Genomic DNA, 25,324 nt, shown 5'->3' on the forward strand with positions numbered 1-25,324 from the left:
AAAGCCAACCTGTAGGAGCGAGCAAGCTCGCTCCTACCTGTACTCAGAACACGTTGATCGGGTAGTCCACGATCACACGGTATTCATCCACATCCCGGTCCACCGCCGAGTAGCCATTGCTGCCGCGATTGGTCGCCCATTGCAGGCGCACGGCCAAGTCCTTGGCCTTGCCGCCCTGCACCACATATTTCAGGTCGATATCGCGCTCCCAGTGCTTGGCATCCTTGCCATCGGCGCTGTACCAGTTGCTGTAGCCGCGACTGTTGGGGTCGACCTTGGTCAGGTCGGTCTTGCCGCTGATGTAGGACACGGCGGACGTCAGGCCGGGCACGCCGAGGCCGGCAAAGTCGTAGGCGTACTTGAGCTTCCAGGAGCGCTCATTGGGCCCGTTGAAATCCGAGTACTGCTGGGAGTTGTCCAGGTACACGCTGTCGCCCTGGGTGATGTAATCGAACGGCGTGTTGCCATTGACCCGCTGATAAGTCGCTGTGACGCTGTGGTTACCCACGCCCACGGTGAAATGCAGGCTGTAGGTGTTGTTGTCGATATCCCCCAGCAGCGATTGACCGGTGTCCTGGGTATGGTAGTAGTGCAGGCCGGGCGTCAGGCTGACCAGGTCGTTCAGGGCGTAGGTGTATTCCAGGTCGTAGTAATACTGGTGCCAGACGTCCTTGAGCTCGGACGCGTACAGGTTGCTGGTCAGCCCCTCGATCCCGCTGAACGACACGCCAGCCCAGTCCAGGTGCTGGCTGTCGGTGTTGGCGGGCAGCGTGCCGTAGCTGGTACCAATACGCCGATGGCCGCTCTGGTTATAGAGCTTGGTGAAACTGGCCTGGCCACCTTCGAACATCCAGCCGTCAAAGCTGTGGTTGGTCAGGCTCACGCCACGGAAAGTCTGCGGCAACATGCGTGTCATGCCGCCGGCGATCACCGGGTTGTTGAGGAACAGGTCGCCGGCTTTCAGTTCGGTGTCGAAGGCGCGCAGCTTCAAGGTGCCGCCAGCCGTCGAGAACGAACCCGGCGCTTTGCCGTTGCCGCTGCCATACGGAAGGATGCTGGAACCATCCGTACCGCCACCGCCGTCGAGCTTGAGGCCGAACATGGCATTGACGTCCAGGCCCAAGCCGATGGGGCCCTGGGTGTAGCCGGATTCGAAGGTGCCGATAAAACCCTGACCCCACTCTTTGCTGTCATCGGTATGAATATCGCGCCGGTCGCGGTTCATGTAGTAGTTGCGGGTGTTGATCGTGAGGTGTGAACCCTCGACGAAGCCTTCGACGGGCGGGGCGTCTGCCGCGTGGGCAAGCGGGATGATCGTTGCTGCGATTGCGAGGAATAACGGGGTGAACGTCAGCGAGTTCTTCACCGGTGGAGCTCCTTTGGTCAATCATGAACGGCCAGTGTCGTGGGGTGTGCCCGGCCTTTTTTCACGGCAAAAAAAAGCCGCTGAAGTCAGCGGCTTTAAGACAGATTCCCAGTGTAGAGCCCTGGAAATAAGTCGAGGGAAATTCGGGTGAGTGGTCAGCTGTCTTTGCCGTCGCGCTCATCGATGCGTCAAAGTAACGCAGGGGAGCGGTGCGATACAGAGTGTAACAAGATAATAACTATTGCCCAAATCGCAACAGTGAGGGCCATGGGATCTTCTGTGGGAGCTGGCTTGCCTGCGATGCAGACACCTCGGTATGCCAGGCCTACCGTGGTGATGCTATCGCAGGCAAGCCAGCTCCCACATTTTGACCGAGTTGTTTAGATCGGCAGGGTGATACCAAACGTATTGCCACCGCCTTCACTGCGCACAAACACATCCCCGCCATGCATCAACGCAATCGCCTTGACGATCGCCAGCCCCAATCCGTGATTGGCCCCGCTGTTGCTGCGCGAGGCATCCACCCGATAGAAGCGTTCGAACAGGCGTGGCAAGTGTTCGCTGGCAATCGCGTCGCCGGGGTTGGTCACGCCGATTGCCACCTGCTTCTCCTGCACCTGGATATGCACGTCGATAATCTGTCCGGGTGCGGTGTGTTGCACGGCATTGCTCAGCAGGTTGATCAGCGCACGCCGCAGGTGGGCTTTTTCGATCTGCACCAGGGCATCGCCGTCCACGCGCACCTGAACCTGGGCGTCTTCGAGGATAAAATCCAGATAGTCGAGGGTGGTGGCCACTTCATCGGCCAGGGAGCATTCGATCAGCTTGGTGGCTTTGCTGCCCTGATCGGCGCTGGCAAGGAACAGCATGTCGTTGATGATCGAGCGCAGCCGTTCCAGCTCCTCCAGGTTCGATTGCAGCACCTCAAAATAGTGTTCGGCCGAACGCCCGCGTGTCAGCGCGACTTGGGTCTGGCCGATCAGGTTGGTGAGCGGCGAGCGCAGTTCATGGGCAACGTCGGCGTTGAACGATTCCAAGCGCGAATACGCCTGTTCAACCCGGTCGAGGGTGGCGTTGAATGAATTGACGAATTGGCTCAGCTCGGGCGGTAAGGGTGACAATTGCAGGCGCCCGGAGAGTTTCGGCGGCGCAAGCTTTTGCGCTTCATCCGAGAGTTTGCCCAAGGGCTTGAGGCCGATACGCGCGACCCAGAACCCCAGCAGTGCCGCCAGTATTACACCCACCAGCGCGAGGCTGATCAACGCCACCAGCAAGTGATGCTGGGTGGCGCGGAAGTTCTCCGTGTCGATGGCAATCATAAAGCGCAACGCCGGGCGCTGGTCCTTGGCTGCAAATTGGCTGACCAGCACCTTGAAGGGATAATCGTGACCCGGCAGGCGCAGGTCGCGCTTACCTGTGGCGCCTTCGGCAAAGGCGCGAATCTGCGCGTCCGGCTCACCGTATTCGTAGCTCGGGTCGCTGCTGACCACCCAGAAACGGATGCGCTTGTCTTCTTCCCCCAACAGCTTGAGCTTGGACCTGATCTTGGCCCAATGTTCCGGCGTGCCGAAGCGATTGATCGACGATTCCAGCACGCTGTAGCGCGCATCCAACTCGGCACCTGGCAACAGCCCCAGGCCACGGTCGACCTGCTGGTACAGCGCGCCGCCGATCAACAGAAAGATCAGCAACGCCACCAGGGTGAACATGCCACTCAGGCGCAGGGCGATGGAATTAGCGACCACTGTGGTTTTCCTGCATGCGGTTTTCCAGCACATAGCCCATGCCACGAATGGTGTGCAGCAGCTTGTGTTCGAACGGCCCGTCGAGCTTGGCGCGCAGACGCTTGATCGCCACTTCCACCACGTTGGCATCGCTGTCGAAATTGATGTCCCAGACCATCTCGGCAATCGCGGTCTTGGACAGGATCTCGCCCTGGCGTCGCGCCAATACGCTGAGCAGCGAGAACTCCTTGGCGGTCAGGTCCAGGCGTACACCGTTGCGGCTGGCCTTGCGGCTGATCAGGTCGATCCACAGGTCGGCAACGGTGACCTGCACCGGTTCATGGCCGCCGCTGCGGCGGGTCAGGGCTTGCAGGCGGGCCACCAGTTCCAGGAACGAAAACGGCTTGCCCAGATAATCGTCGGCGCCTTCGCGCAGGCCGCGGATGCGGTCTTCAACGCGCTCGCGAGCGGTGAGCATGATCACCGGCGTCTGCTTGCGGGCGCGTAAGGCACGCAACACACCGAAGCCATCCAGGCCGGGCAGCATCACGTCGAGCACGATCACGGCGTAATCGTTTTCCAGCGCCAGGTGCAGGCCCTCGATACCTTCCCGGGCCACATCGACGGTGTAGCCTTGCTCGGTCAGGCCGCGGTGCAGGTAGTCCGCGGTTTTTTCTTCATCTTCAATAATCAGGACGCGCATGACCGCCTCAGTGTGTGGTCGCCAGCGTCAGCGCTGGTTTGGGCCTGTGGAAAAAACGTTCAAGGTACAAGTATATGACCGGCGTGGTGAACAGCGTCAGCGCCTGGCTCACCAGCAAACCACCGACCACCGCGATGCCCAGCGGCTGGCGCAGTTCCGCCCCAGGGCCTGCGCCGAGCATCAACGGCACGGCGCCGAGCAACGCGGCAAGGGTGGTCATGATGATCGGCCGGAACCGTGTCACGCAGGCTTCATAAATCGCATCTTCGGGTGGCAGCCCGCGTACCCGCTGCGCCTCCAGGGCGAAGTCGATCATCAAGATACCGTTTTTCTTCACGATGCCGATCAGCAGCACCAGGCCGATCAAGGCCATGATCGAAAAGTCCTGGCCCAGCAGCCACAGCATGACCAGCGCACCGAGGCCCGCCGAGGGCAGGGTGGAAATGATCGTCAGCGGGTGCACAAAACTCTCGTACAGCACACCCAGAATAATGTAGACCGCCACCAGCGCCGCGAGGATCAGCCAGGGTTGGCTGGCCAGCGAGCTCTGGAACGCCTGGGCCGCACCCTGGAAGTTGCCGATGATTGTGCTCGGCATCCCGATTTCGTTTTTGGCCTGGTCGAGCATGATCACTGCATCGCCCAGGGCTACGCCGGGCGCCAGGTTGAACGACAGGTTGGCAGCAGGGAACATGCCGTCATGGCTGATGGACAACGGTCCGACCGTGGGCGGGTCGACTTTGGCCAAGGCCGACAACGGCACCATCTCGTTGGTCAATGGCGAGCGCAGGTAAAAATAGTCGAGGCTTTCGGCCTTGCCGCGCTGTTGGCTGTCCAGTTCAAGTATCACTTGGTACTGGTTGATCTCGGTCTGGAACTCGTTGATCTGGCGCTGGCCGAAGGCGTCGTACAACGCCTGGTCGACATCGGTGGCGGTCAGCCCGAAACGTGAGGCGGCCTGGCGGTCGATGCTGATATGGGTGATGCTGCCGCCCAGTTGCAGGTCGTTGGACAGGTCGCGAAACGCCGGGTTGGCGCGCAGTTTTTCGGTGAGACGCTGGGTCCAGGTGTTCAGCGTCGGGCCGTCGTTGCTCTTGAGCACGTATTGGTACTGGGCGCGGCTGGGGCCGGAGCTCAAGTTGATGTCCTGGCCGGCGCGCAGGTACAGCACGATGCCAGGCACCCTCGCCAGTTGTGGGCGGATGCGGTCGATAAACTGGCTGGCGGACACATCGCGCTCACTGCGGTCTTTCAAGGCGATCCAGAAGCGGCCGTTGGCGATGGTCTGGTTGCTGCCGGTAACGCCCACCGAATGGGAAAACGCCTGCACCGCCGGGTCGGCCTTGACGATCTCGGCCAGGGCCTTGTGCTTGGCGACCATGTCCTTGTACGACACATCGGCCGCCGCTTCGCTGGTGCCGAGCACGAAACCGGTGTCCTGCACCGGGAAGAATCCCTTGGGAATGAACACATAGCCGACCACCGCCAGGGCCAGGGTTACCACGAAGATCGCGGCCATGCTGCGTTGGTGCGCCAAGGCCCGGCGCAGGTTGCGCGCATAGCCGGCCAGCAGGCGTTCGCTGAAGCTGGGTTTGGCGTGGGCAGGGTGGGTAGGGGCACGCATGAACAAGGCGGCCAGCGTCGGGGCCAATGTCAGCGAAACCACCACTGAAATCAGAATGGTCGCGGTGGCCGTCAACGCAAACTCCTTGAACAACCGACCGACCACGCCGCCCATGAACAGCAGCGGAATAAACGCCGCCACCAGCGAGAAGCTGATGGACACTACGGTAAAGCCAATTTCACCCGAGCCCTTGATCGCCGCTTCACGTTTGCCCAAGCCGGCTTCCAAGTGCCGATGAATGTTCTCCACCACCACAATCGCATCGTCCACCACAAAGCCCACGGCGATCACGATGGCCACCAGGGTCAGGTTGTTCAGGCTGAACCCCATCACATACATCAGGGCGAAACTGGCTACCAGCGACACACCCAATACCGCAGACACAATCAGCGTCGCCGACAGTTGACGCAGGAACAACGCCATCACCGCCACCACCAGCAGGATGGCGATCAGCAGGGTCATTTCCACTTCATGCAGTGAGGCGCGGATAGTCTTGGTGCGATCGGTCAACACGCTGACCTGCACCGAGGCTGGCAACATGCCTTGCAGGCGCGGCAACTCGGCCTGGATGCGGTCGACGGTGTCGACGATGTTGGCGCCAGGCTGGCGTGAAATCACCAGGTTCACCCCTGGCGTATCGCCGGACCAGGCTTGCACGTAGGCGTTTTCCGAGCCGTTGATGACCTTGGCGATATCGCGCAGTTGAACCGGCGCACCGTTCTTGTAGGAAACGATCAGTTGGCCGTATTCCTCTGGGTGAAACAGCTGGTCGTTGGTCGACAGGGTGGACACGCTGTTTTCGCCATAGATCGCGCCCTTGGCCAGGTTCAGGCTCGACTGCTGGATGGCCAGGCGTATGTCGGCGAGCGTCAGGCCGATGGCCGCGAGCTTGTCGGGTGCCGCCTGCACGCGAATCGCCGGGCGTTGCTGGCCGGTGATGTTGATCTGGCCGACGCCGTCGATCTGGCTGATCTGGCGCGCCAGCAGGGTTTCCACGTAGTCGCTCAGCTCGGTGCTGGGCATGCTGCTGGAACTGACACTGAGGATCAACACCGGGCTGTCCGCCGGGTTGACCTTCCTCCAGGTGGGCAAGCTCGGCATGTCGCTGGGCAACTTGCCGGACGCGGTGTTGATCGCGGCCTGGACTTCCTGGGCGGCGGTGTCGATGCTTTTTTCCAGGGTGAACTGCAGGGTCAAGAGGCTGGAGCCCAAGGCGCTGCTGGAGGTCATCTGGGTCATGCCGGGGATGGCACTGAACTGCACCTCAAGAGGCGTGGCCACCGATGAGGCCATGGTGTCCGGGCTGGCGCCGGGCAGTTGCGCTGTGACCTGGATGGTCGGGAATTCCGCTTCCGGCAGTGGCGCGACGGCCAGGTTCGGGAAGGCAATAATCCCCAGCAACACCAGGGCGAAGGTCAGCAACAGGGTGGCGACCGGATGGTCAACGCACCAGGCCGAGGGCGACCGGCTTGCACTCATGGTTGCACCTGGGCGTTGGCGGTGTGGATCACTTGCGGCGGCTCCTTGAGCACCTCCACCTGCGCACCGGCCTTGAGCCGCGATTGCCCATCGCTGACCAGCACATCGCCGGCCTGCACGCCTTTGATGATATTGATGTCGCTGTTCTGGTAGGCGACTTGCACCGGCACCACCTCGACTTTGTCAGCGCTTACGCGGTACACGAAATGTGAGTCCAGCCCGCGCTGCACCACGGTCGGCGGTACCACCAGGGCGTTCTTGTCGAGGGCCGTCTGGACCTTGATGGTCACCAGTTGCCCCGGCCATAGCTTATGCGCCGGGTTGCTGAACTCGGCCTTGGCCCGCAGGGTGCCGGTGGTGGAACTGATCTGGTTGTCGATCAGGCTCAGGTGGCCTTCGCCGAGCAGGTCGCCGGTCTGGTTGTCGGTGTCGGCGCCCAGGTAGGCGTCGACGGTGGCCCGGGTGGGGGCGGCAATCAGGCCCTGCAAGGTCGGCAGCATCTGTTGTGGCAGGGAGAACTCAACGGCAATCGGGTCGAGCTGCGTGACGGTAAACAGCCCCTGGGTGTCGCTCATGCGCAGGAAGTTGCCTTCGTCCACGTTACGGATGCCCACGCGGCCGCTGACCGGGGAGCGAATCTGGGTATAGGAAAGTTGTACTTGAGCCGCATCAATGGCCGCCTGGTTGCCCTGCGCGGTGGCCTTGAGCTGGTTGACCAGCGCCTGTTGCTGGTCATAGGTCTGTTTGGACACGCCGTCGTCGATGCTCAGCGCTTTGTAGCGCTTGAGATTGACCAACGCCACTTGCAACTGCGCCTGGCTTTCGCCCAATTGCGCCCTGGCCTGGTCGAGGCTGGCGCGGATCGAACGGTCATCGATGGTCGCCAGCAAGTCGCCGGCCTTCACCGATTGGCCCTCCTTGACCAGCAGCTGGGTGAGGATGCCGTCGATCTGCGGGCGAATCACCCCACTGTGCAACGACAGCACTGAGCCGATGCCGCTGATGAACCTGGGAACGTCCTGTTGCGCGACGCTCACCACCCGTACCGGGATCGCTGTGGGCGCAGCCAGCCGGGGCTTGGCAGGCCGTGTTACGGCCCAGGCGGCCACCGCTAGTATCAAGAGGACGCCCACCATCAGGGCCGTGTTTCGTTTTATCTGCATGGGAGGCGCCGGGACGCAGTTGCACGCTTTAAGCCGCAAGCTGCCAGTTGAAGGTTGGGTAGCTGCTTTATAGCCCGGTAATACGGTCAGCACGGTGACGCGAAACTGACAGTCGCGACAGCTAGCGCTTTTTACTTGTGGCTTGAAGCTTACCGCTTGCTGCTTTGCCCCCGTATACTCGCGCTTTTACACCTATAGCTGCGCCGGAGCCCCTATGACTTCCCCAACCCAACCCCCTGTCGACGCGGCTGACCTCGTCGATTCGGCCACCGCCGACGGCGTTGAAAAAACCGAGATCCCGGCGTTTAAGTTCCCCTTCAAACCGGGCGAGCTGGCTGGCGCCAAGAATGCCAGCCAGCCCTGGTACAAAGGCGGCGCCAAGAACGGCCATACCAAGACGCCGGGCATGGCGCCTCCGGGCACTCGCCGGTCCATGGGTAAACGCTGAGATTAAAACCGTAGGTGCGTTATAGGCTGTTACCTACATTGCCCGTAGAAATTTCTGCTTGTAGGTCCGCGACCGATTCTTGAAAGCTTGCACAGCGTTTGCTTCGTCCCGATGACGCTCATCGGGGCGTGGTGAGTCAGCTTTCCGGAAAAGGACATTCCCGTGGCCCTGATACACCTCTGTGCGGTGCTCGTCCTCTTGCTCTCGTCGACTGCGGTTGCCGTCGACGTGCAACCGCGGCGTGAAATCCGTTTCGCCGTTGCCGCGCATTTCCCGCCATTTCAAAGCCGCAATTCCCAAGGGCAATTGGTGGGGCTGAATATCGAACTGGGCAATGCCCTCTGCGAGCAGCTCAACGTGCGCTGTACCTGGGTCGACCAGGTCGTGATGGAAAACTTCCCGGCCCTTGAAGCCAGGCAGTTCGACGCGATCATGGGCATGGCGCCCACCTGTCGTCGGCGCAAACGGGTGAGTTTCACCGATGACCTCTACCCGATCACCACGCGGCTGGTGGCGCGTAAAACCTCAGGCCTGCGCCCTGATCGGCGCTTGCTCAAGGGCAAGCGGGTCGGGGTGTTGGTGCGCAGTAATCGTGAAGCCTACGCCCTGTCGCAGTGGGCTCCGGCGGGAGTGATCATCAGGAGTTTCTGGCTGAACGACCAACTGGTGCAGAGCCTGGTTTCGGGCGATATCGATGCGACCCTGCAAGGCGTCGTGGAGATCCGTGAAGCCCTGCTCGACACGGCCGATGGCCTGGACTTCGACTTCATGGGCCCGCCTGTGTCGTCTGGCCTGCTGGGTAATAGCGTGGCGATCGCGGTGCGAAAAACCGATACCGCGTTGCGTAATGAGCTTAATCATGCGCTTGAGCAACTGATGCAGAATGGCGAATACCAACGCATCCTCCAGCCCTATCGCCTCGGTGTATTGCCCGCCCGTCCATGAGCGCTAATGGGTGTGCAGCTTTGCACCCGAAGTTGAATTAGATACCCATACCGTCATGAGGCCGCAGCGGCTTAAGCCGCCCTCAACGAGATAAACGCATAATTGGCTGGCACCTCAGTGGCAATTTGCGCTCCGGCATCCAGCACCTGTTCGGCGACGTCCATCCCGGACACATGAAACACCCATTCATTGGTCACCGCCGGCTGTTCAACCGCCTGTTCAATGGCTTGGGCAAACGCCTGCATATCCGGCAAGTACGCGGTAAACCCGTCGCCCTTGAGCGCGGTCGTGCGGATGCCGAGCAACGCGCACACCGCTTCTTTGGTCTGCACGTCATCACGGTCGGCCTGGCGTGAGCGGCGAATCAGTTCGGCCAGTTGTGCGTCCATCAACTCGCCACCGACGATCAGCGCGGGGCCTTGCTCCCAGGATTCGGGCGGGCAGTCTTTGGCGCTCGGGTTCAGCGGGATATGCGGGTTGATCTCCATCGGGTAGATGCGGCACACCAGCGGGCGCCGTTCGTAGATGCGGCAGCGGTTGTCTTCGTCAAGATTCCGGCAGCGTCCGGCGTTGTAGGCGGCAAAGGTAATTGCCACAAACGCCTCGGTATTGCCGCTGGGCACGACCACTGAGCGGCGCTCGGCGTGTTCCCGTTGTTGCAGGGGCAGGCCCAGGCCATTGCCAAGAAAGCCCTCGACCAGAACGATGACGTTGCCACCGTCCGCCGCCCAACTGCGGGCTTCTTCGAGGGTCAGGGGCACGTGATGGTCGCTGCAGCATTTACCGCAACCGACGCAGGAAAAGTGTGTGTTCATGGCGGATCTGTCACCAGGCAAGGTCAGAGGGCACGCTTGAGGGGTGACGGGTTTTTACCTCTATCTACCGCTCAGGGGCTCTGGAAGCAAGTTATGCGCCAGTGAGGATCAGCCATTGGATACGACGTCGCGCAGCACAAACCGCATGCCCGCACTTTCGTACAGTTGCCGGGCGCGCAGGTTGCTCTCCAGCACCTTGAGGTCGACATAGGGTTCGCTGCGCTGCTTGAACACCTGGAAGCTGTGCAGCAGCAAGGCGCGGCCCAGCCCTTGGCCTTGGGCACAGGGGTGTACGGCCAGGTTCTTGATAAAGGCGCTGGTCCAGCATTGGGCCACTGCGAGAACACCGTCGTGGTTACTGGCCACCAGGCACAGCGTCGGGTCGTAGTCGGCATCGGTGACGAACTGCTGGCGCCACTCCTCCAGGTGGCCGACACGGCCGCCGCCCTGGTCCTGGGTCATGCGCAGCACGGCATGGATCGCCGGAGCTAGCTCATCGCGATAATGATCCAGCCGGGTATTCGCTGGCCACTGCGGGGCGGGCAGGCTGCCGGTGAGGTCGCGACGCAGCAGCTGGTAATACTCGGCCAAGGCTTACAGCCCCTTTTGCGCCACGGTTTGCGCGGCGACCACCAGGCATTTGGTCAGCTCTGGGGATGAGAACTTGGTGAGCACCGAGTCGGCGCCGGCCAGGCGCGCTTTTTCGCTGTTCATCGCACTGTCCAGAGAGGTGTGCAACAGCACATAGAGGTCCTTGAAATCCGGGGTTTCGCGCAGGGTGCGGGTGAGGGCGTAGCCGTCCATCTCAGACATCTCGATGTCCGACACCACCACGTTGATCTGTTCAACCGTGCCTTGCAGTTCCAGCAACACGTCGATGGCTTCCTTGGCGCTGCGGGCGGTGTGGCAGGTCAGGCCGAGGTTGCGCAGGGTGTGTACCGATTGCTGCAAAGCCACCTGGCTGTCGTCCACCACCAGGATGCGGGCGTTGCCCAGCACTTCGGCTTCTTCCATGGTCAGGTCGGTCGGCGCCGCTTCAATCGGTGCCGGGGCGATGCCATGGATGACTTTCTCGATATCCAGCACCTGCACCAGGCCACCTTCCACCTGGGTCACACCGGTGATAAACGCCCGATTGCCGCCGGAGCCGTAGGGCGGCGGGCGGATATCGGTGGTCAGGCAATGCACGATCTTGCTTACCGCCTGAACATGCAGGCCCTGCTTGGAACGGCTGACATCGGTGACGATCAGGCAGCCGCCGTCCGGGTCTTGCAAAGGCATTTCACCCAGGGCGCGGCTCAAGTCGATCACCGACAACGAAGCGCCGCGCAAGGTGGCGATGCCTTTGACGTGCGGGTGGGACTCCGGCAGCTTGGTCAACGGCGGGCAGGGGATGATCTCACTGACTTTCAACAGGTTGATGGCCATCAGCTTGCCGCTGCGCAAGGTAAAGAGCAGAAGCGAGAGTGAGTCTGCGCGGGCTTTGGTGGTGGACATAAAAACCTTCTGTGGATCAGGGATGACGATCTATAGAGAGTTATCGACTTGGCTGGCCTGGGCTTTAACCGGATTTTTGTGTCGGGCACTGTTTATGTGGGCGCTGGCAAGCCAGCTCCCACATTAAGTCCAATATCAGCCCTTCCAGGCCTGTGGGTTCACCAGATCCTGCGGGCGTTGGCCCAGCAGGGCGCTGCGCAGGTTGTCCACGGCGCGGTTGGCCATGGCTTCGCGGGTTTCACCGGTGGCCGAACCAATATGCGGCAGGGTCACCGCATTGCTCAGCTGGAACAACGGCGATTCAGCCAGCGGTTCCTTTTCATACACATCCAGCCCGGCGCCACGAATGCGTTGGGTTTGCAGGGCTTCGACCAGCGCAGGCTCATCCACCACCGGCCCACGGGAAATATTGATCAGAATCGCGCTGGGCTTCATCAACCCCAGCTCCCGAGTGCTGATCAGGTGATGGGTCTTGTCGCTCAACGGCACCACCAGGCAGACGAAATCCGCCTCGGCCAGCAACTGCTCCAGGCTGCGAAACTGCGCGCCCAGTTCCTGCTCCAGCGCGGTCTTGCGGCTATTGCCGCTGTAAATGATCGGCATGTTGAAGCCCAGGCGCCCACGCCGGGCCACGGCCGCGCCGATATTGCCCATGCCGACAATGCCCAGGGTCTTGCCGTGCACATCGCAACCAAACAAAGGCGCGCCCACGCTGGCTTTCCATTGGCCGGCCTTGGTCCAGGCGTCCAATTCGGCCACGCGGCGGGCGCTGCTCATCAGCAACGCAAAGGCCAGGTCGGCAGTGCTCTCGGTGAGCACATCGGGGGTGTTGGTGAGCAGGATCCCGCGCTCGGTGAGGTACGGCACGTCGTAGTTGTCGTAGCCCACCGACACGCTGGACACCACCTCCAGCTTGCTTGCGCTTTCAAGCTGCTCGCGGCCCAGCTTGCGGCCCACGCCGATCAAGCCATGGGCATGGGGCAGGGCTTCGTTGAACTGTGCGTTGATGTCACCCAGCTTGGGGTTGGGCACGATCACCTCGAAATCCTGTTGCAGGCGTTCGATCATGGGCGGGGTGATACGGCTGAAGGCCAGGACAGTCTTTTTCATTGCAGAACTCCACTCAACATGTGGGAGCTGGCTTGCATGCTCCCACAATGAATTTATAGGGGGTGGGGAAGCAGCATGCCAAAATCAGTTCGCCATCCGCACGCCACCCACACCACCGCTCAACTCATACGCCACCAACTCCGCTTGGTGCGCCGCCAGAATTTCCGGCAACGAACCGCGCAGGTATTCCACCCAGGTCTTGATCTTCGCATCCAGGTATTGGCGCGAAGGATAGATGGCGTACAGGTTCAGCTCCTGGGAACGGTAGGTCGGCATCACCCGCACCAGCGTGCCATTGCGCAGCCCTTCGATGGCGGCATACACCGGCAGCAGGCCGACGCCCATGCCGCTGGTGATCGCGGTTTTCATCGCGTCGGCCGAGTTCACCAGGAACGGCGAGCTGTTGATCGCCACGCTTTCCTGGCCTTCAGGGCCGTTGAAGGTCCATTTGTCCAACTGGACCACTGGGCTGACCAGGCGCAGGCACGCATGGTTGAGCAAGTCCTGGGGCCGCTGTGCGCAGCCCTTGGCCTTGACGTAGTCCGGCGAGGCGCAGGCGATGCTGTAGGTGATGCCCAGGCGCTGGGACACGAAACCTGAATCCGGCAGTTCGCTGGCCAGCACGATGGACACGTCGTAGCCCTCATCGAGCAAATCCGGCACGCGGTTGGCCAGGGTCAGGTCGAAGGTCACGTCGGGATGGGTGCGGCGGTAGCGGGCAATGGCGTCAATGACGAAATGCTGGCCGATGCCGGTCATGGTGTGCACTTTCAACTGCCCGGCCGGGCGCGCGTGAGCGTCGCTGGCCTCGGCCTCGGCCTCTTCGACGTAGGCGAGGATCTGCTCGCAGCGCAGCAAATAACGTTTGCCGGCTTCGGTCAGCGCGATGCGTCGGGTGGTGCGGTTGAGCAAGCGGGTTTGCAGGTGGGCCTCAAGGTTGGAGACCGCGCGCGAGACGTTGGCCGTGGTGGTGTCCAGTTGCACGGCGGCGGCGGTGAAGCTGCCGGCTTCGGCCACACAACTGAAGGCGCGCATGTTTTGCAAAGTGTCCATGGAGTGTTCTCAAGGGAGATAGCAAATTGTGACAGAAAGTTACGCTTTCAGTGATCCCTACCAACGGATTATCGCCTGAACGGTAACAAAGATTCACAGGAATGCCAGCTTATCGTCCTCCCTGGCGCCGCCTAGAATTGCGCCACCTCTCCCGCAACACCCTCTCAGGAATTCGCTTGCCGTGCCGCGTCGCATCAGCAGAGAGCTGAAGACTCTCAGTGTTTGGGCTTTAACGTCAGTCATCAGCGGTTGCATCGGAACCGGAGGAATCGCCCCGCAAGGCAAGGCGATCAACGCCAATACCCTGGCCACCGACGCCGCGATCCAGAGCGCCGACCGCGACGCCCACTGGCCCACCGCCCAATGGTGGCAGGCCTACGGCGACCCGCAGCTCAACCGTTGGGTCGAACTCGCCACCCGCAACAGCCCCAGCCTGGCCGTGGCCGCCGCCCGTGTGCGGCAAGCCCGAGCGCTGGCCGGCGTGGCCGAGTCGGCCGAGTCGCTGCAGGTCAACAGCGACACCACCCTCAAGCGTCACAACTGGCCGAAGGATCAGTTCTACGGCCCCGGCCAATTGAGCGGCGCCAACACCTGGGACAACAATTCGTCCCTGGGCCTGAGCTACGCCCTCGACCTGTGGGGCCGGGAAAGCAACACGACTGAACGTGCGGTCGACCTGGCGCACATGAGCGCCGCCGAAGCGCGTCTGGCCCAGCTCGAGCTGCAAAATAACGTGGTGCGCGCCTATATCCAGCTGTCGTTGCAGTACGCCAACCGTGACATCGCGGCCGCCACCCTGGCCCAGCAACAGCAGATCCTAGACCTGGCCAACAAACGCCTGGCCGCTGGGATCGGTACTCACTTTGACGTCAGCCAGGCCGAAACCCCGCTGCCGGAAACCCATCGCCAACTGGATGCCCTGGACGAGGAAATCGCCCTGAGCCGTAACCGACTGGCGGCGTTGGCCGGCAAAGGCCCGGGGGAGGGCGCGCAGTTGCAGCGCCCGACCCTGGCCCTCGCCGCGCCGTTGAAATTGCCCTCCAGCCTGCCCGCGCAATTGCTCGGCCAACGCCCGGACGTGGTCGCCAGTCGCTGGCAGGTAGCGGCCCAGGCGCGGGGTATCGATGTGGCTCATGCAGGCTTCTACCCCAACGTCGACCTGGTCGGCAGCCTTGGCTACATGGCCACTGGGGGCGGCATGCTGGAATTCCTGGCTGGCAAGAAATTCAACTACAACGTCGGCCCGGCGATCACCTTGCCGATCTTCGACGGCGGCCGTCTACGTGCGCAATTGGGTGAAGCCAGTGCCGGCTACGACATCGCGGTGGCCCAGTACAACCAGACCCTGGTCAATGCGCTCAAGGGCATCAGCGACCAGTTGATCCGCCGCGAATCCATGGACAAGCAATCGGTTTTTGCCGCGCAGTCGGTGGCCTCGGCGCAGAAAACCTACGACATCGCCATGATCGCCTATCAGCGTGGCCTCACTGATTACCTCAACGTGCTCAACGCCCAAACCTTGTTGTTTCGCCAGCAGCAGATCGCACAACAGGTGCAGGCGGCACGCCTCAGCGCCCATGCCGAGCTAGTGACCGCCTTGGGCGGCGGCCTCGGTGCTGGCGATGATGTGCCCAAGGCTGCCAAGACACTCCCAAGCAAGACTCCGGCGGCGCTCGCCGTGTTTGATCACTGAGTAGGCCTTGATGACTCCCTTGCCTGCACCGCTGCGCTGGCTGCATTCCCTTGAGTGGCGCCGTGGTTTTTTCGACTGGGCACGCAGTGATGGCGTGACCTGGGTGTATATCTTCAAAGTGCTGGTCGCTGCGTTCCTGACGCTGTGGCTGGCGATGCGCCTGGAACTGCCGCAACCGCGCACGGCGATGATCACCGTATTTATCGTGATGCAGCCCCAGAGCGGCCAGGTGTTCGCCAAGAGTTTCTATCGCTTCCTCGGGACCTTGGCAGGCTCGGCGGTGATGGTGCTGTTGATCGCTTTGTTTGCGCAGAACACCGAACTGTTCCTCGGTGCGCTGGCGATCTGGGTGGGCATTTGCACCGCTGGCGCCACGCGCAATCGTAACTTTCGCGCCTATGGGTTCGTGCTCGCCGGCTACACCGCGGCGATGGTCGGCCTGCCGGCCCTGGCCCACCCGGACGGCGCCTTCATGGCGGCGGTGTGGCGGGTGCTGGAAATCTCCCTGGGGATACTGTGCTCGACACTGGTCAGCGCCGCCATCCTGCCGCAGACCTCCAGCGCCGCCATGCGCAACGCGCTGTACCAGCGCTTCGGTGTGTTCGCGCTGTTTGTGACCGATGGCCTGCGCGGGCGCAGCCAACGCGAAGGTTTCGAGGCCAGCAACGTGCGTTTTATTGCCGAAGCCGTGGGGCTGGAAGGCCTGCGCAGCGTCACCGTGTTCGAAGACCCGCACATGCGTCGGCGTAACGGGCGGCTCAGTCGCCTTAACAGCGAATTCATGAGCATCACCACGCGCTTCAACGCCTTGCACCAATTGCTTGAACGCTTGCGCGCCGATGAGGCCGACCATGTAGTGGCAGCGATCAAGCCCGGCCTGCAAGACCTGGCCGAAGTGCTCGACGGCTTCTCTGGCCGCGCTCTCACCAGCTTGGATGCCGCGCGCCTGGTCAACCAACTGAGCGCCTACAAGGACGGCCTGCCCGCCAAGGTGCGTAGCCTGCGGGCGAGCTTCCAGGAAGACAACCCGACGGACGCCGAGCAGTTGGATTTCCACACTGCCTACGAGCTGCTGTACCGCTTCGTCGACGACCTGCACAACTACGCGCAAACCCACGCGTCCCTGGCCGATCATCGCCATGCGCGGGAGGATTGGCACGAAGCCTACACGCCAAAGACCAACTGGCTGGCCTGTGCCGCTGCCGGTGTGCGCGCCTCGTTTATCCTAGTTGTGCTGGGCAGTTACTGGGTGGCCACGGCCTGGCCCAGCGGCGCCACCATGACCCTGATCGCGGCGGCCACGGTGGGCCTGTCTGCTGCCACGCCCAACCCCAAGCGCATGGCGTTCCAGATGGCCTGCGGTACCTTGATCGGCGCCTTGGTCGGCTTTGTCGAAATGTTCTTCGTGTTCCCCTGGATCGACGGTTTCCCGCTGCTGTGCGTGATGCTGGCGCCGGTGATCATCTTCGGTGCCTTCCTCTCCTCCCGCCCGCAATACGCCGGTGTGGGTGTGGGCCTGTTGATCTTCTTCAGCACCGGCTCGGTGCCCGACAACCTCACGGTCTATAACCCCTACACCTTTATCAACGACTACATCGCCATGGTCATCGGCATGCTGGTATGCGCGGCGGCGGGGGCGATCATTTTGCCGCCCAACAGCCGCTGGTTGTGGCGCCGCCTGGAGCAAGACCTGCGTGAGCAGGTGGTGTATGCCATCAGCGGCAAGCTCAAGGGCCTGGCGTCGAGCTTTGAAAGCCGCACCCGCGACCTGCTGCACCAAGCGTATGGCCTCGCGGCCGGCCAGCCGCAGGTGCAACGCGATTTGCTGCGCTGGATGTTCGTGGTGCTGGAGGTCGGCCACGCGATCATCGAACTGCGCAAGGAGCAGGCGATTTTGCCGGTGCACCCGGCGTATGCCGAGTCGCAGCCGTGGCGCCAGGCGATCCGCGTGATGGGACGCTCGCTGGTGCGGCTGTTCCTGCAACCCAGCGCCAGCAACCTGGAGCGCGGGTTGATTGCCGTCGACCATGCGATCAGCCGCGTGCAGGCCACCGACGAACCCTTCGCCCCGCACTTCGACACCTCGGCCCTGCGCCGGGTGAAGAGCTACCTGCACTTTATTCGCACCTCGTTGCTCGACCCGCAATCGCCTCTGGCCGCCCTCAAAGGAGCCCCGAATGCCTCGTGAAATTGCATTCCACGGCATCTATATGCCGACCATGACCCTGATGTTCTTGATCGCAGCGGGGCTGGCCTGGGCGGTTGACCGCTTCCTGGCCGGGTTCGACCTGTACCGTTTCTTCTGGCACCCGGCGCTGCTGCGCCTGAGCCTGTTCGCTTGCCTGTTCGGCGCCCTGGCGCTGAGCGTCTACCGTTGAGAATGCCCCGATGAAAAAGTTTTTCAGCCTGCTCGCCACCTTGCTGGTGCTGGCGTTGGCGATCTGGATTGGCCGCACGTTGTGGGTGCACTACATGCAAACGCCGTGGACCCGCGATGGTCGCGTGCGCGCCGACATTATCAATGTGGCGGCTGACGTTACCGGCGAAGTGGTGGACGTGCCGGTACGCGATAACCAGTTGGTGAAAAAAGGCGACCTGCTGATGCAGATCGACCCCGAGCACTACCGCATTGCCGTCAAGCAAGCGCAATCGCTGGTGGCCTCCCGCAAGGCCACTTGGGAAATGCGCAAGGTCAACGCGCACCGCCGCGCCGACCTGGACGCGCTAGTGATCTCCAGGGAAAACCGCGACGACGCCAGCAACATCGCCGACTCGGCCCTGGCCGATTACCAGCACGCCCTGGCGCAACTGGAGGCCGCCGAACTCAACTTGAAACGCACGCGAGTGCTGGCGGCGGTAGACGGTTATGTCACCAACCTCAACGTGCACCGTGGCGACTATGCGCGTATCGGCGAAGCGAAGATGGCTGTGGTGGATATGAATTCGTTCTGGGTGTATGGCTTCTTTGAAGAAACCAAACTGCCCCATGTGAAGGTGGGCGACAAAGCCGATATGCAATTGATGAGTGGCGAGACACTCAAGGGGCACGTGGAAAGCATCTCCCGTGGCATCTACGACCGCGACAACCCCGAGAGCCGTGAACTGATCGCCGATGTGAACCCGACCTTCAACTGGGTGCGCCTGGCTCAGCGCGTGCCGGTGCGGATTCACATTGATGAAGTGCCGGAAGGCGTGTTGTTGGCGGCAGGGATTACCTGCACCGTGATCGTCAACCCAACACAAAACTAAACTGTGGGGGGGCTTACCCGCTCCCACAGTTGACCGCGTCAGGCTTTGATAAAGGTTTCATGCAGGTGTCGCCACAGCAGCGCGCCACTGGCCTGTTTCTCGAACACCACCGTGGCGCGGCGGTCGGTCTGGGTGCCGCTGTCGTCAATCTGATGCTCGCGATACGTCACCGTGGCGCCGCGCGCATGGCGGTCGATGCCGGTCATTTCACTCAAGGTGATTTTCAACCCCGGACGCATCCCGCCCAGGCGCGTAAACAACGCATTGACCCCGGCCCTGTTGACCCGCGTACCGGTGGCGGGCGCGATCATGCTGAACTCGGGTGAGAAGCGCGCGAGCAGATTTTCCAGCGTGCCCTGAGGCGCAACCCCGGCAAACCATTGCTCGATCTCGACGTGGGTCTGGATCACTTCTTCAAAAAAATCGCTGTAGTCAATCATGCTTGGGCTCGCTGCAAGGGTGAAGCAGCGTGCGTACTCTGGAAGCATCCAGGCGCAACACTGCGAAAAGCGGCAACAGGGTCAGAGCTGCCGCCATCGTGAAGGTTATGGCGAAGGAATCCAAGGCCGACAGTATTGCACTGAGCACGGCGGCGCCGACGCAGAAGCTTACTTGACGGTTCATGTTCCACAACGCACTGGCGTGGCCCATGCGCTCGGCGGGAATATCCAGAAAGGCCAGAGTTTGCGCAGTGCTGCTGCACAGGCTGCCGCCCAGGCCCATCAAGACGTAGGCCGCAATAATCAGCGCGGGCTCGTTGAGCAACAGGATGCCAGCGCATTGCAGCGCCATGCCCGCCAGCAACAAGGGTTTGGGGCCGCAGCGATTGAAGAGTTTTTTGCTCAGGTAGATTGCCACTGCCGAGGCCAGCGCCCAGGGCAACATCAGCGCGCCGGTTTGGGTGGCGTCATAGCCCAAGCTGCGCACATAAAGGATGGCGATCAGACTGGTGCCGATAAACACCCCGGGTATGCACAGGTAGACGAGCATCGCCACGCGCAGCATCGGACTGGCAACCTGTTTGAAAATGCTGCTCAGGTCCAGAGGTGGGCGCACGCGGGTGGGCGCGTCGGGTTTTATCCACAACAAGGCCAGCAGCAGGGTCACCAAGGCCAGTGGCAAGTTGGCGTAGAAAATCCAGCGCCATGCCACAGTGTCGACAATCACCCCACCCAATGCTGGCGATAGTGCCGGCACCAGCAACGCCACCGACATCACCCGCGCCGTCAGCTGGCTGCGCTCGGCGGCGGGGAAGTGCCGGTAAGCCATGGCCTGGCCCACGGGAATCAGCAAACCGCCACCGAGCCCTTGCACTGCGCGCCAGCCTATCAACGCCTCAATGGAGCCGGCCTGGCCCACCATCACCGAGGCGCCGGCGAACAGCAGCAGGCTGGAAGCGATCAGGGTGCGCTCGCCCATGAGCGCCGCCAACCATACACTCAAGGGGATGATCACTGTCAGCCCGAGCATGTAGGCATTACTGATCCACGCCAACTGTGTGACCGAGGCGTGCAGCTCGCGGGCGATATCCGGGTAGGCGACGGTGGCAACAAACATGTTCACCAGGTCCAGGGCAAAACCCAATAAAAAGATCCAGGCGACTTTCGAGCGGTAGGTCATGAACGCGTTCCTGCAAGTGAAGCCGGCAGGGTAGGCCGCAAGCAGGGTTTGGGATACGCCGGTTTGCCTGCTAGTTTGTCAAAAATATTTTGACAAAGGAGGGCGTCCATCATGGTCAGCCTGGACCGTTTTGACACTTTCAAGGCTGTGGTCGAGGCCGGCTCGCTCACTGCTGCCGCGGACCTGCTGGGCCAGACTCGCGCCGTGGTCAGCTTCAACCTCAAGCGCCTGGAGGCGGAACTCGGCGTCACCCTGCTGACCCGCAACACCCGCCAACTGGCGCTCACCGATGCCGGCGAACGCTTTTACCTGCGCTGCACGCGCATGCTCGAAGAGGCCCGCCTGGCGGTAGAAGAAGCCCGCAGTGAGCATGCTCAGCTCAAGGGCACGCTGCGCATCACCACCACTGTCGAATATGCCCTGGCCGTCGTTGCCCCGGCGGTAGAAGCCTTTCGCCGCCTGCACCCGGACCTGAATATCCACTTATCCACATCCTCCACCCATGCCGACCTGATCTCCGAGCGTTTTGACGTGGCGATTCGCCTGGGGCGCCTGCTGGACTCCAATCATCGGGCGGTGCAGTTGTCGACGTTCGATGTGTTTGCTGTTGCGGCACCGCAGTTTGCCGGGCTTCAGACCCTGGAAGAGCTGGAGCAGATCCCCCGGTTGGGCCATGGCCGCTTGACCGAACTGAGCGTCACCGACCCGGCGGGCATTCAACATCAATACCGTGCCGGGCCTGCTGCGTTGGTGGCTGATAGTGCGGCAGTGCTCCAGGCATTTGCTGTGCGCGGCCACGGTGTGGCGATTCTGCCGCAATGGCTGGTGCAGGAAGACTTGGAGGCCGGACGGCTGGTGCGTGTGCTGGCGGATCATCGCTTCGCCCCCCAAGGGGTCTACGCGATGTACCCGGATACCCGGCACCTGCCGCTGAAGGTGCGGGCGTTTATTGATTTTATGAAGGGCTAGAGGCTGCCACTCAAACCAAAGCGCTTCTTCAACACCATCTCCAGCAAACCCTTTGGCAACAGTGCCGCCATCAATGGCAACGCGCGGCTGCCGTTGCCCGAACGCAACAGGCGTGGCGGTCGCACGTGCTGCACCGCCTTGAGCACGTCTGCAGCAAATTCACTGGCCGGGGTTGGCTTGTCCTGGGACGCTTGGCTGCGTGCCCGAATGCCCTCGCGCAACGGCCACCATGGTGACTGTTCGTGGATCAGCAATTCGGCTTGGGCGCCGGCATTCTTTGCAAAGCTTGTATTGATCGCACCAGGCTGAACTTCCATCACCTGCACGCCAAACGGTGCCAGCTCCATGCGCAGGGCGTCGCTTAACGCATGCACAGCGGCTTTGGACGCGCAGTAGGCGCCGGCAAACGGCGTCACCAATACGCCGGAAACGCTGCCGATATTCACCACCAGGCCCTTGTTGCGGCGCAGGGCGGGAAACAAGGCCTGGGTCACGCCGACGATGGAAAACACATTGGTTTCGAATTGGCGTTGCATCGCCTCGGTACCGCCGTCGAGCAATGGGCCCATGGCGCCGTAGCCAGCGTTGTTGATCAGCACATCCAACTCGCCCCACTGCTCGGACAAGCGTTGCAGGGCGGCGCTGTCGTTGACGTCCAGTTGTAGGGCATTAAAGCCTGCGGCGGTAAGCGCGGCGACATCATCGGGTTGGCGGGCGCTGGCCCATACCTCGAAGCCTGCGGCTTTGAACGCCTCGGCAAGGGCGCGGCCGATGCCGCTGGAACAACCGGTGATCAGTACGTTGGGCATGCATCATTCCTTTGTCAGTCCGAGAAACTGCCTTGCAGGTGCTCGGCGCGAAATTCCAGGGTTTGTGGGCGATAGCCGGGACGCAGCGGCGGGGTGGGCAGGCAGTCATCCCAGGTGGCGCCCGCCTGCAACTCGCCGGGGCCGCGATAGCGTGGGGCGGCGTAGACATTGTCGGCCAGGTTGACCGTATCGCCCGGTGCATAGGCGGCGACGCGCCAGCGCAGTTCGGTCAGTGGCACGTCGTTGCCGTTGTTCAGGGTCAGTTTTAAAGGACGGTCGGCCGGGCATTCCTGTGGGGCGTAAGTAATGCGCAGCTCAAGGCGAGCCAATTGCGCGGCTTCGCGGTTGTCCAGCCATACCACCCAGACGGCGACGAAACCCAGGCCAACGGCAGCGGCCAACGATACCGGCAGCGCCTTGGCCGGGTAGCGCAGCAGCAGGATCAGCCAGGTGATGATCAGGAGAACGCCGAAGAACATGGAGACCACCTCGAATAGGGAACCAGCATCCTAACTTAAGCTTAGGTGGGATTGGTTACCTTGAGCATTGTGTTGGCCGGGCAGACGCCATCGCAGGCAAGCCAGCTCCCACATTCGACCGCATTCTAAAGTGGGCGCGCGGTCAACTGTGGGAGCTGGCTTGCCTGCGATGAGGCCTGTACAGTCACCACAAACCCCAAAAAAAAGCCCCCACCCAACCCACTGCGGATAGGGGACGCAATGGGCTGGGCGAGGGCTTCTTGTACGACTGTTTTACTGCGCGATAGTTTTCACCGATACACCACGTTCAACCGGTGTCGAGCGCCCGTAGATATCTTCGAAGCGCTCGATATCGTCTTCACCCAGATAGCTGCCCGATTGCACTTCGATGATCTCCAACGGGATCTTGCCCGGGTTGCGCAGGCGGTGCACCGAGGCGATCGGGATGTAGGTAGACTGGTTTTCGCAGAGCAGGAACACGTTGTCGTCACAGGTGACTTCGGCGGTGCCGCTGACCACGATCCAGTGTTCGGCGCGGTGGTGGTGCATCTGCAGCGACAGGCACGCGCCCGGCTTGACCGAGATGTGCTTGACCTGGAAACGCCCGCCCATGTCCACCGAGTCGTAGGAACCCCACGGACGATAGACTTCGCAGTGGTTCTGGGTCTCGCTGCGGCCTTGCTCGTTGAGGGTGTTGACCATCTGCTTGACGCCCTGGACCTTGTCCTTGTGGGCAATCATCATCGCGTCTTTGGTTTCCACCACCACGATGTTGTCCAGGCCGATTACCGACACGAGTTTGCCGTTTCCATGCACCATGCAGTTGCGGCTGTCCTGGATCACCACGTCGCCTTTGCTCACGTTGCCGTTGGCGTCTTTATCGTTGACCGCCCACAGCGAGGCCCAGCAACCCACATCGCTCCAGCCAGCGGCCAAGGGCACGACGCAGGCGCGTTGGGTTTTTTCCATCACGGCGTAGTCGATGGAATTGTCCGGGCAGCAGGCGAAGGTGGCGTCGTCGAAGGTCACGGTATCGGCGGTCTGCTCGCTGCGCTCCAGGGTCAGCACGCAGGTGTCGTAGATGTCCGGGTCATGCTTTTTCAGCTCTTCGAGGAAGCGGCTGGCACGGAACAGGAACATGCCGCTGTTCCAGAAGTAGCCACCGCTTTTGACGAACTCGACCGCACGTTTTTCATCGGGTTTTTCCACGAACTGTTGCACGCGGCTCACGCCTTCAGGCAGCAGCGAATCGTTGGTGGACTTGATGTAGCCGTAGCCGGTCTCCGGGCGGGTGGCCGGCACGCCGAACAGTACCATCTCGCCCCGCTCGGCGGCCACGGTGGCCAGGGCCAGTGCGCGTTGCAGGGCTTTCTGGTCGTCGATCACGTGGTCGGCGGGCAGTACCAGCATCAAATCGTCACGGCCTTCGTTGACCAGCATCATCGCGGTCAGGGCCACGGCCGGCGCAGTGTTGCGGCCGAAGGGTTCCATCAGGATGCGCTGGCAGTCGAGCTTGCGTGCGCTCAGTTGCTCGTTGACGATGAAACGGTGATCTTTGTTGCAGACCACGATGGGGGCGTCCATGCCTTCGAACACCAGGCGCTCCAGGGTTTGCTGGAACAAGGTGTGCTCGCCGGTCAGTGCCAGGAACTGCTTGGGGAATTGTTTACGCGAAAGCGGCCAAAGACGTGAGCCGCTACCACCGGAAAGGATTACTGGGATCATGTTGTTTCTCCTTGAATCGATATGGGTCAGAGCTACGAAGGTTTGTCGTTTCACTCTTGTTTTTGTCTCGGTCCTGAGTTGAGCCCCGGTCAGTGTGGGAGCTGGCTTGCCTGCGATGGCGCCTACAAGACCGCCATCGCAGGCAAGCCAGCTCCCACAAGGGGGCGTGTCAACTCAGGGAAATAATCAGCGGGTCGACACTGGGCGTTTCACCCACACTGGCGACAGGCTCGAACCTGAACCGGTGACGTACAACACCGCCGCTTCACCGCGTTCCAACGCAACCGGCTTCACATCGCCGACTTTCTTGTCACCGTCATACAACGCCAGGCTTACCTTCACCGGGTTGATCTCGCGCTCGCCACGGCCCTTGGCAGCCACCGACTTGACCACATCGGTCTTGCCGTCGGCGGTTTTCAGGGTCAGGGCCTTGTCGCTGAGGTTCTGTACGCGCACCAGGGATTTCTGCTTGTTCTTGAACGGGGGTTCTTCGATCAACTGCGGCTGGCCGCTGCCGCTGTTGACCAGGGTGTAGTAGTGGTCGGCGGCCAGCTTGACCGGCAGGGTCTGGCTGCCGACCTTGGCGCTGTAGTCACCGCCCGGCATGAAGCTGAAGTCGCTGCTGGCCAGTGGCGCAACGTCGCTGAGGTTGGTGCTGCCGACGGTGGCGCTGACTTCCTGGTTGCTGGCGTTGTAGATACGCACAAAGCTGGAGCCTTTTGGTGCAGTCGGGCCGTATAGGGCGGCGTCACCGGCAGCGAAGGCCGACAGGGATACGACGCTCAGGCCTGCTGCGATAGCCAGGGTTTTAGCGAGACGACGAGGAGTAGTAGTGAAAGTCATGTGAGTTACC

The 25,324-nt window shown here is 61.8% G+C and carries 23 protein-coding genes; 7 read left to right on the forward strand and 16 right to left on the reverse strand.

Annotated elements, in window-relative coordinates:
* Window positions 1-43 precede the first annotated feature (43 nt).
* The 5 genes from AB4P90_RS05690 to AB4P90_RS05710 all read right to left on the reverse strand — a co-directional run bounded on the left by AB4P90_RS05690 (window position 44) and on the right by AB4P90_RS05710 (window position 8,059).
* Window positions 44-1,366, reverse strand: a complete 1,323-nt coding sequence (locus AB4P90_RS05690; protein WP_014716979.1) for an OprD family porin — start codon at window positions 1,364-1,366, stop codon at window positions 44-46.
* Window positions 1,367-1,746: 380 nt separating this feature from the next.
* Window positions 1,747-3,111, reverse strand: a complete 1,365-nt coding sequence (locus AB4P90_RS05695) for a heavy metal sensor histidine kinase (protein WP_019816941.1) — start codon at window positions 3,109-3,111, stop codon at window positions 1,747-1,749.
* Complete coding sequence (locus AB4P90_RS05700; RefSeq protein WP_014716981.1) at window positions 3,101-3,793, reverse strand: heavy metal response regulator transcription factor; 693 nt, start codon at window positions 3,791-3,793, stop codon at window positions 3,101-3,103. Before AB4P90_RS05700 ends, AB4P90_RS05695 begins: the two co-directional genes overlap by 11 nt.
* Window positions 3,794-3,800: 7 nt before the next feature.
* The gene (locus AB4P90_RS05705) at window positions 3,801-6,896 is read right to left on the reverse strand and encodes a multidrug efflux RND transporter permease subunit (RefSeq protein WP_395605727.1); all 3,096 of its coding nucleotides are present in this window, start codon (window positions 6,894-6,896) and stop codon (window positions 3,801-3,803) included.
* Window positions 6,893-8,059 carry an efflux RND transporter periplasmic adaptor subunit gene (locus tag AB4P90_RS05710; protein WP_395605728.1) on the reverse strand — a complete coding sequence of 389 codons (1,167 nt, stop codon included), beginning with the start codon at window positions 8,057-8,059 and terminating at the stop codon, window positions 6,893-6,895. The genes AB4P90_RS05705 and AB4P90_RS05710 overlap by 4 nt, the downstream gene beginning before the upstream one ends.
* Window positions 8,060-8,273: 214 nt before the next feature.
* On the opposite strand from AB4P90_RS05710, the gene AB4P90_RS05715 reads away from it, so the two are divergent.
* Complete coding sequence (locus tag AB4P90_RS05715) at window positions 8,274-8,507, forward strand: hypothetical protein (RefSeq protein WP_014716984.1); 234 nt, start codon at window positions 8,274-8,276, stop codon at window positions 8,505-8,507.
* A gap of 162 nt (window positions 8,508-8,669) precedes the next feature.
* Window positions 8,670-9,452, forward strand: coding sequence for a transporter substrate-binding domain-containing protein (locus AB4P90_RS05720; RefSeq protein WP_014716985.1), 783 nt, complete (start codon window positions 8,670-8,672; stop codon window positions 9,450-9,452).
* Window positions 9,453-9,523: 71 nt separating this feature from the next.
* On the opposite strand, the gene AB4P90_RS05725 is transcribed toward AB4P90_RS05720, so the two are convergent.
* From AB4P90_RS05725 to AB4P90_RS05745, 5 genes are all read right to left on the reverse strand, one after another.
* On the reverse strand, window positions 9,524-10,267 hold the full coding sequence (locus tag AB4P90_RS05725; protein ID WP_019816937.1) for a YkgJ family cysteine cluster protein: 744 nt from the start codon (window positions 10,265-10,267) through the stop codon (window positions 9,524-9,526).
* Window positions 10,268-10,375: 108 nt separating this feature from the next.
* Window positions 10,376-10,858 carry a GNAT family N-acetyltransferase gene (locus AB4P90_RS05730; protein ID WP_395605729.1) on the reverse strand — a complete coding sequence of 161 codons (483 nt, stop codon included), beginning with the start codon at window positions 10,856-10,858 and terminating at the stop codon, window positions 10,376-10,378.
* A gap of 3 nt (window positions 10,859-10,861) precedes the next feature.
* Window positions 10,862-11,764: a chemotaxis protein CheV gene (locus tag AB4P90_RS05735; protein WP_014716988.1), complete on the reverse strand. Its 903-nt coding sequence runs from the start codon at window positions 11,762-11,764 to the stop codon at window positions 10,862-10,864.
* A 135-nt stretch (window positions 11,765-11,899) separates the two neighbouring features.
* Window positions 11,900-12,874, reverse strand: a complete 975-nt coding sequence (locus tag AB4P90_RS05740; protein WP_014716989.1) for a D-glycerate dehydrogenase — start codon at window positions 12,872-12,874, stop codon at window positions 11,900-11,902.
* A gap of 84 nt (window positions 12,875-12,958) precedes the next feature.
* The gene (locus tag AB4P90_RS05745) at window positions 12,959-13,927 is read right to left on the reverse strand and encodes a LysR family transcriptional regulator (protein ID WP_038448973.1); all 969 of its coding nucleotides are present in this window, start codon (window positions 13,925-13,927) and stop codon (window positions 12,959-12,961) included.
* A gap of 181 nt (window positions 13,928-14,108) precedes the next feature.
* On the opposite strand from AB4P90_RS05745, the gene AB4P90_RS05750 reads away from it, so the two are divergent.
* From AB4P90_RS05750 to AB4P90_RS05765, 4 genes are read left to right on the forward strand one after another with little or no spacing between them, the layout of a single operon-like run.
* Window positions 14,109-15,620, forward strand: a complete 1,512-nt coding sequence (locus AB4P90_RS05750; protein WP_395605730.1) for an efflux transporter outer membrane subunit — start codon at window positions 14,109-14,111, stop codon at window positions 15,618-15,620.
* A gap of 10 nt (window positions 15,621-15,630) precedes the next feature.
* A complete protein-coding gene (locus tag AB4P90_RS05755; protein WP_197865381.1) occupies window positions 15,631-17,808 on the forward strand; it encodes an FUSC family protein in 2,178 nt (725 codons plus the stop codon).
* Complete coding sequence (locus tag AB4P90_RS05760; protein ID WP_003188711.1) at window positions 17,798-17,998, forward strand: DUF1656 domain-containing protein; 201 nt, start codon at window positions 17,798-17,800, stop codon at window positions 17,996-17,998. The genes AB4P90_RS05755 and AB4P90_RS05760 overlap by 11 nt, the downstream gene beginning before the upstream one ends.
* A 10-nt stretch (window positions 17,999-18,008) precedes the next feature.
* Entirely contained in the window at window positions 18,009-18,869 is an 861-nt protein-coding gene (locus AB4P90_RS05765) for an HlyD family secretion protein (RefSeq protein ID WP_020301246.1), read from the forward strand.
* Window positions 18,870-18,907: 38 nt separating this feature from the next.
* Here AB4P90_RS05765 and AB4P90_RS05770 read toward each other — a convergent pair whose 3' ends face one another.
* On the reverse strand, window positions 18,908-19,309 hold the full coding sequence (locus AB4P90_RS05770; RefSeq protein ID WP_014716994.1) for a nuclear transport factor 2 family protein: 402 nt from the start codon (window positions 19,307-19,309) through the stop codon (window positions 18,908-18,910).
* Entirely contained in the window at window positions 19,302-20,489 is a 1,188-nt protein-coding gene (locus AB4P90_RS05775; protein ID WP_020301245.1) for an MFS transporter, read from the reverse strand. Before AB4P90_RS05775 ends, AB4P90_RS05770 begins: the two co-directional genes overlap by 8 nt.
* 111 nt (window positions 20,490-20,600) lie before the next feature.
* Between AB4P90_RS05775 and AB4P90_RS05780 the strand changes: the two genes are divergently transcribed.
* Entirely contained in the window at window positions 20,601-21,458 is an 858-nt protein-coding gene (locus tag AB4P90_RS05780) for a LysR family transcriptional regulator (protein WP_014716996.1), read from the forward strand.
* Here the strand turns inward: AB4P90_RS05780 and AB4P90_RS05785 are convergent.
* The 4 genes from AB4P90_RS05785 to AB4P90_RS05800 all read right to left on the reverse strand — a co-directional run bounded on the left by AB4P90_RS05785 (window position 21,455) and on the right by AB4P90_RS05800 (window position 25,314).
* Entirely contained in the window at window positions 21,455-22,267 is an 813-nt protein-coding gene (locus tag AB4P90_RS05785) for an SDR family oxidoreductase (protein WP_073843290.1), read from the reverse strand. The genes AB4P90_RS05780 and AB4P90_RS05785 overlap by 4 nt on opposite strands.
* A gap of 14 nt (window positions 22,268-22,281) precedes the next feature.
* Window positions 22,282-22,746 carry a hypothetical protein gene (locus tag AB4P90_RS05790; protein WP_014716998.1) on the reverse strand — a complete coding sequence of 155 codons (465 nt, stop codon included), beginning with the start codon at window positions 22,744-22,746 and terminating at the stop codon, window positions 22,282-22,284.
* A gap of 273 nt (window positions 22,747-23,019) precedes the next feature.
* Window positions 23,020-24,471 carry a mannose-1-phosphate guanylyltransferase/mannose-6-phosphate isomerase gene (locus AB4P90_RS05795; RefSeq protein ID WP_032903349.1) on the reverse strand — a complete coding sequence of 484 codons (1,452 nt, stop codon included), beginning with the start codon at window positions 24,469-24,471 and terminating at the stop codon, window positions 23,020-23,022.
* A gap of 186 nt (window positions 24,472-24,657) precedes the next feature.
* Window positions 24,658-25,314, reverse strand: a complete 657-nt coding sequence (locus AB4P90_RS05800; protein WP_014717000.1) for an alginate O-acetyltransferase AlgF — start codon at window positions 25,312-25,314, stop codon at window positions 24,658-24,660.
* Window positions 25,315-25,324 lie beyond the last annotated feature (10 nt).

Source organism: Pseudomonas sp. B16120 (genome assembly GCF_044218845.1).
Lineage (GTDB): Bacteria > Pseudomonadota > Gammaproteobacteria > Pseudomonadales > Pseudomonadaceae > Aquipseudomonas > Aquipseudomonas paracarnis.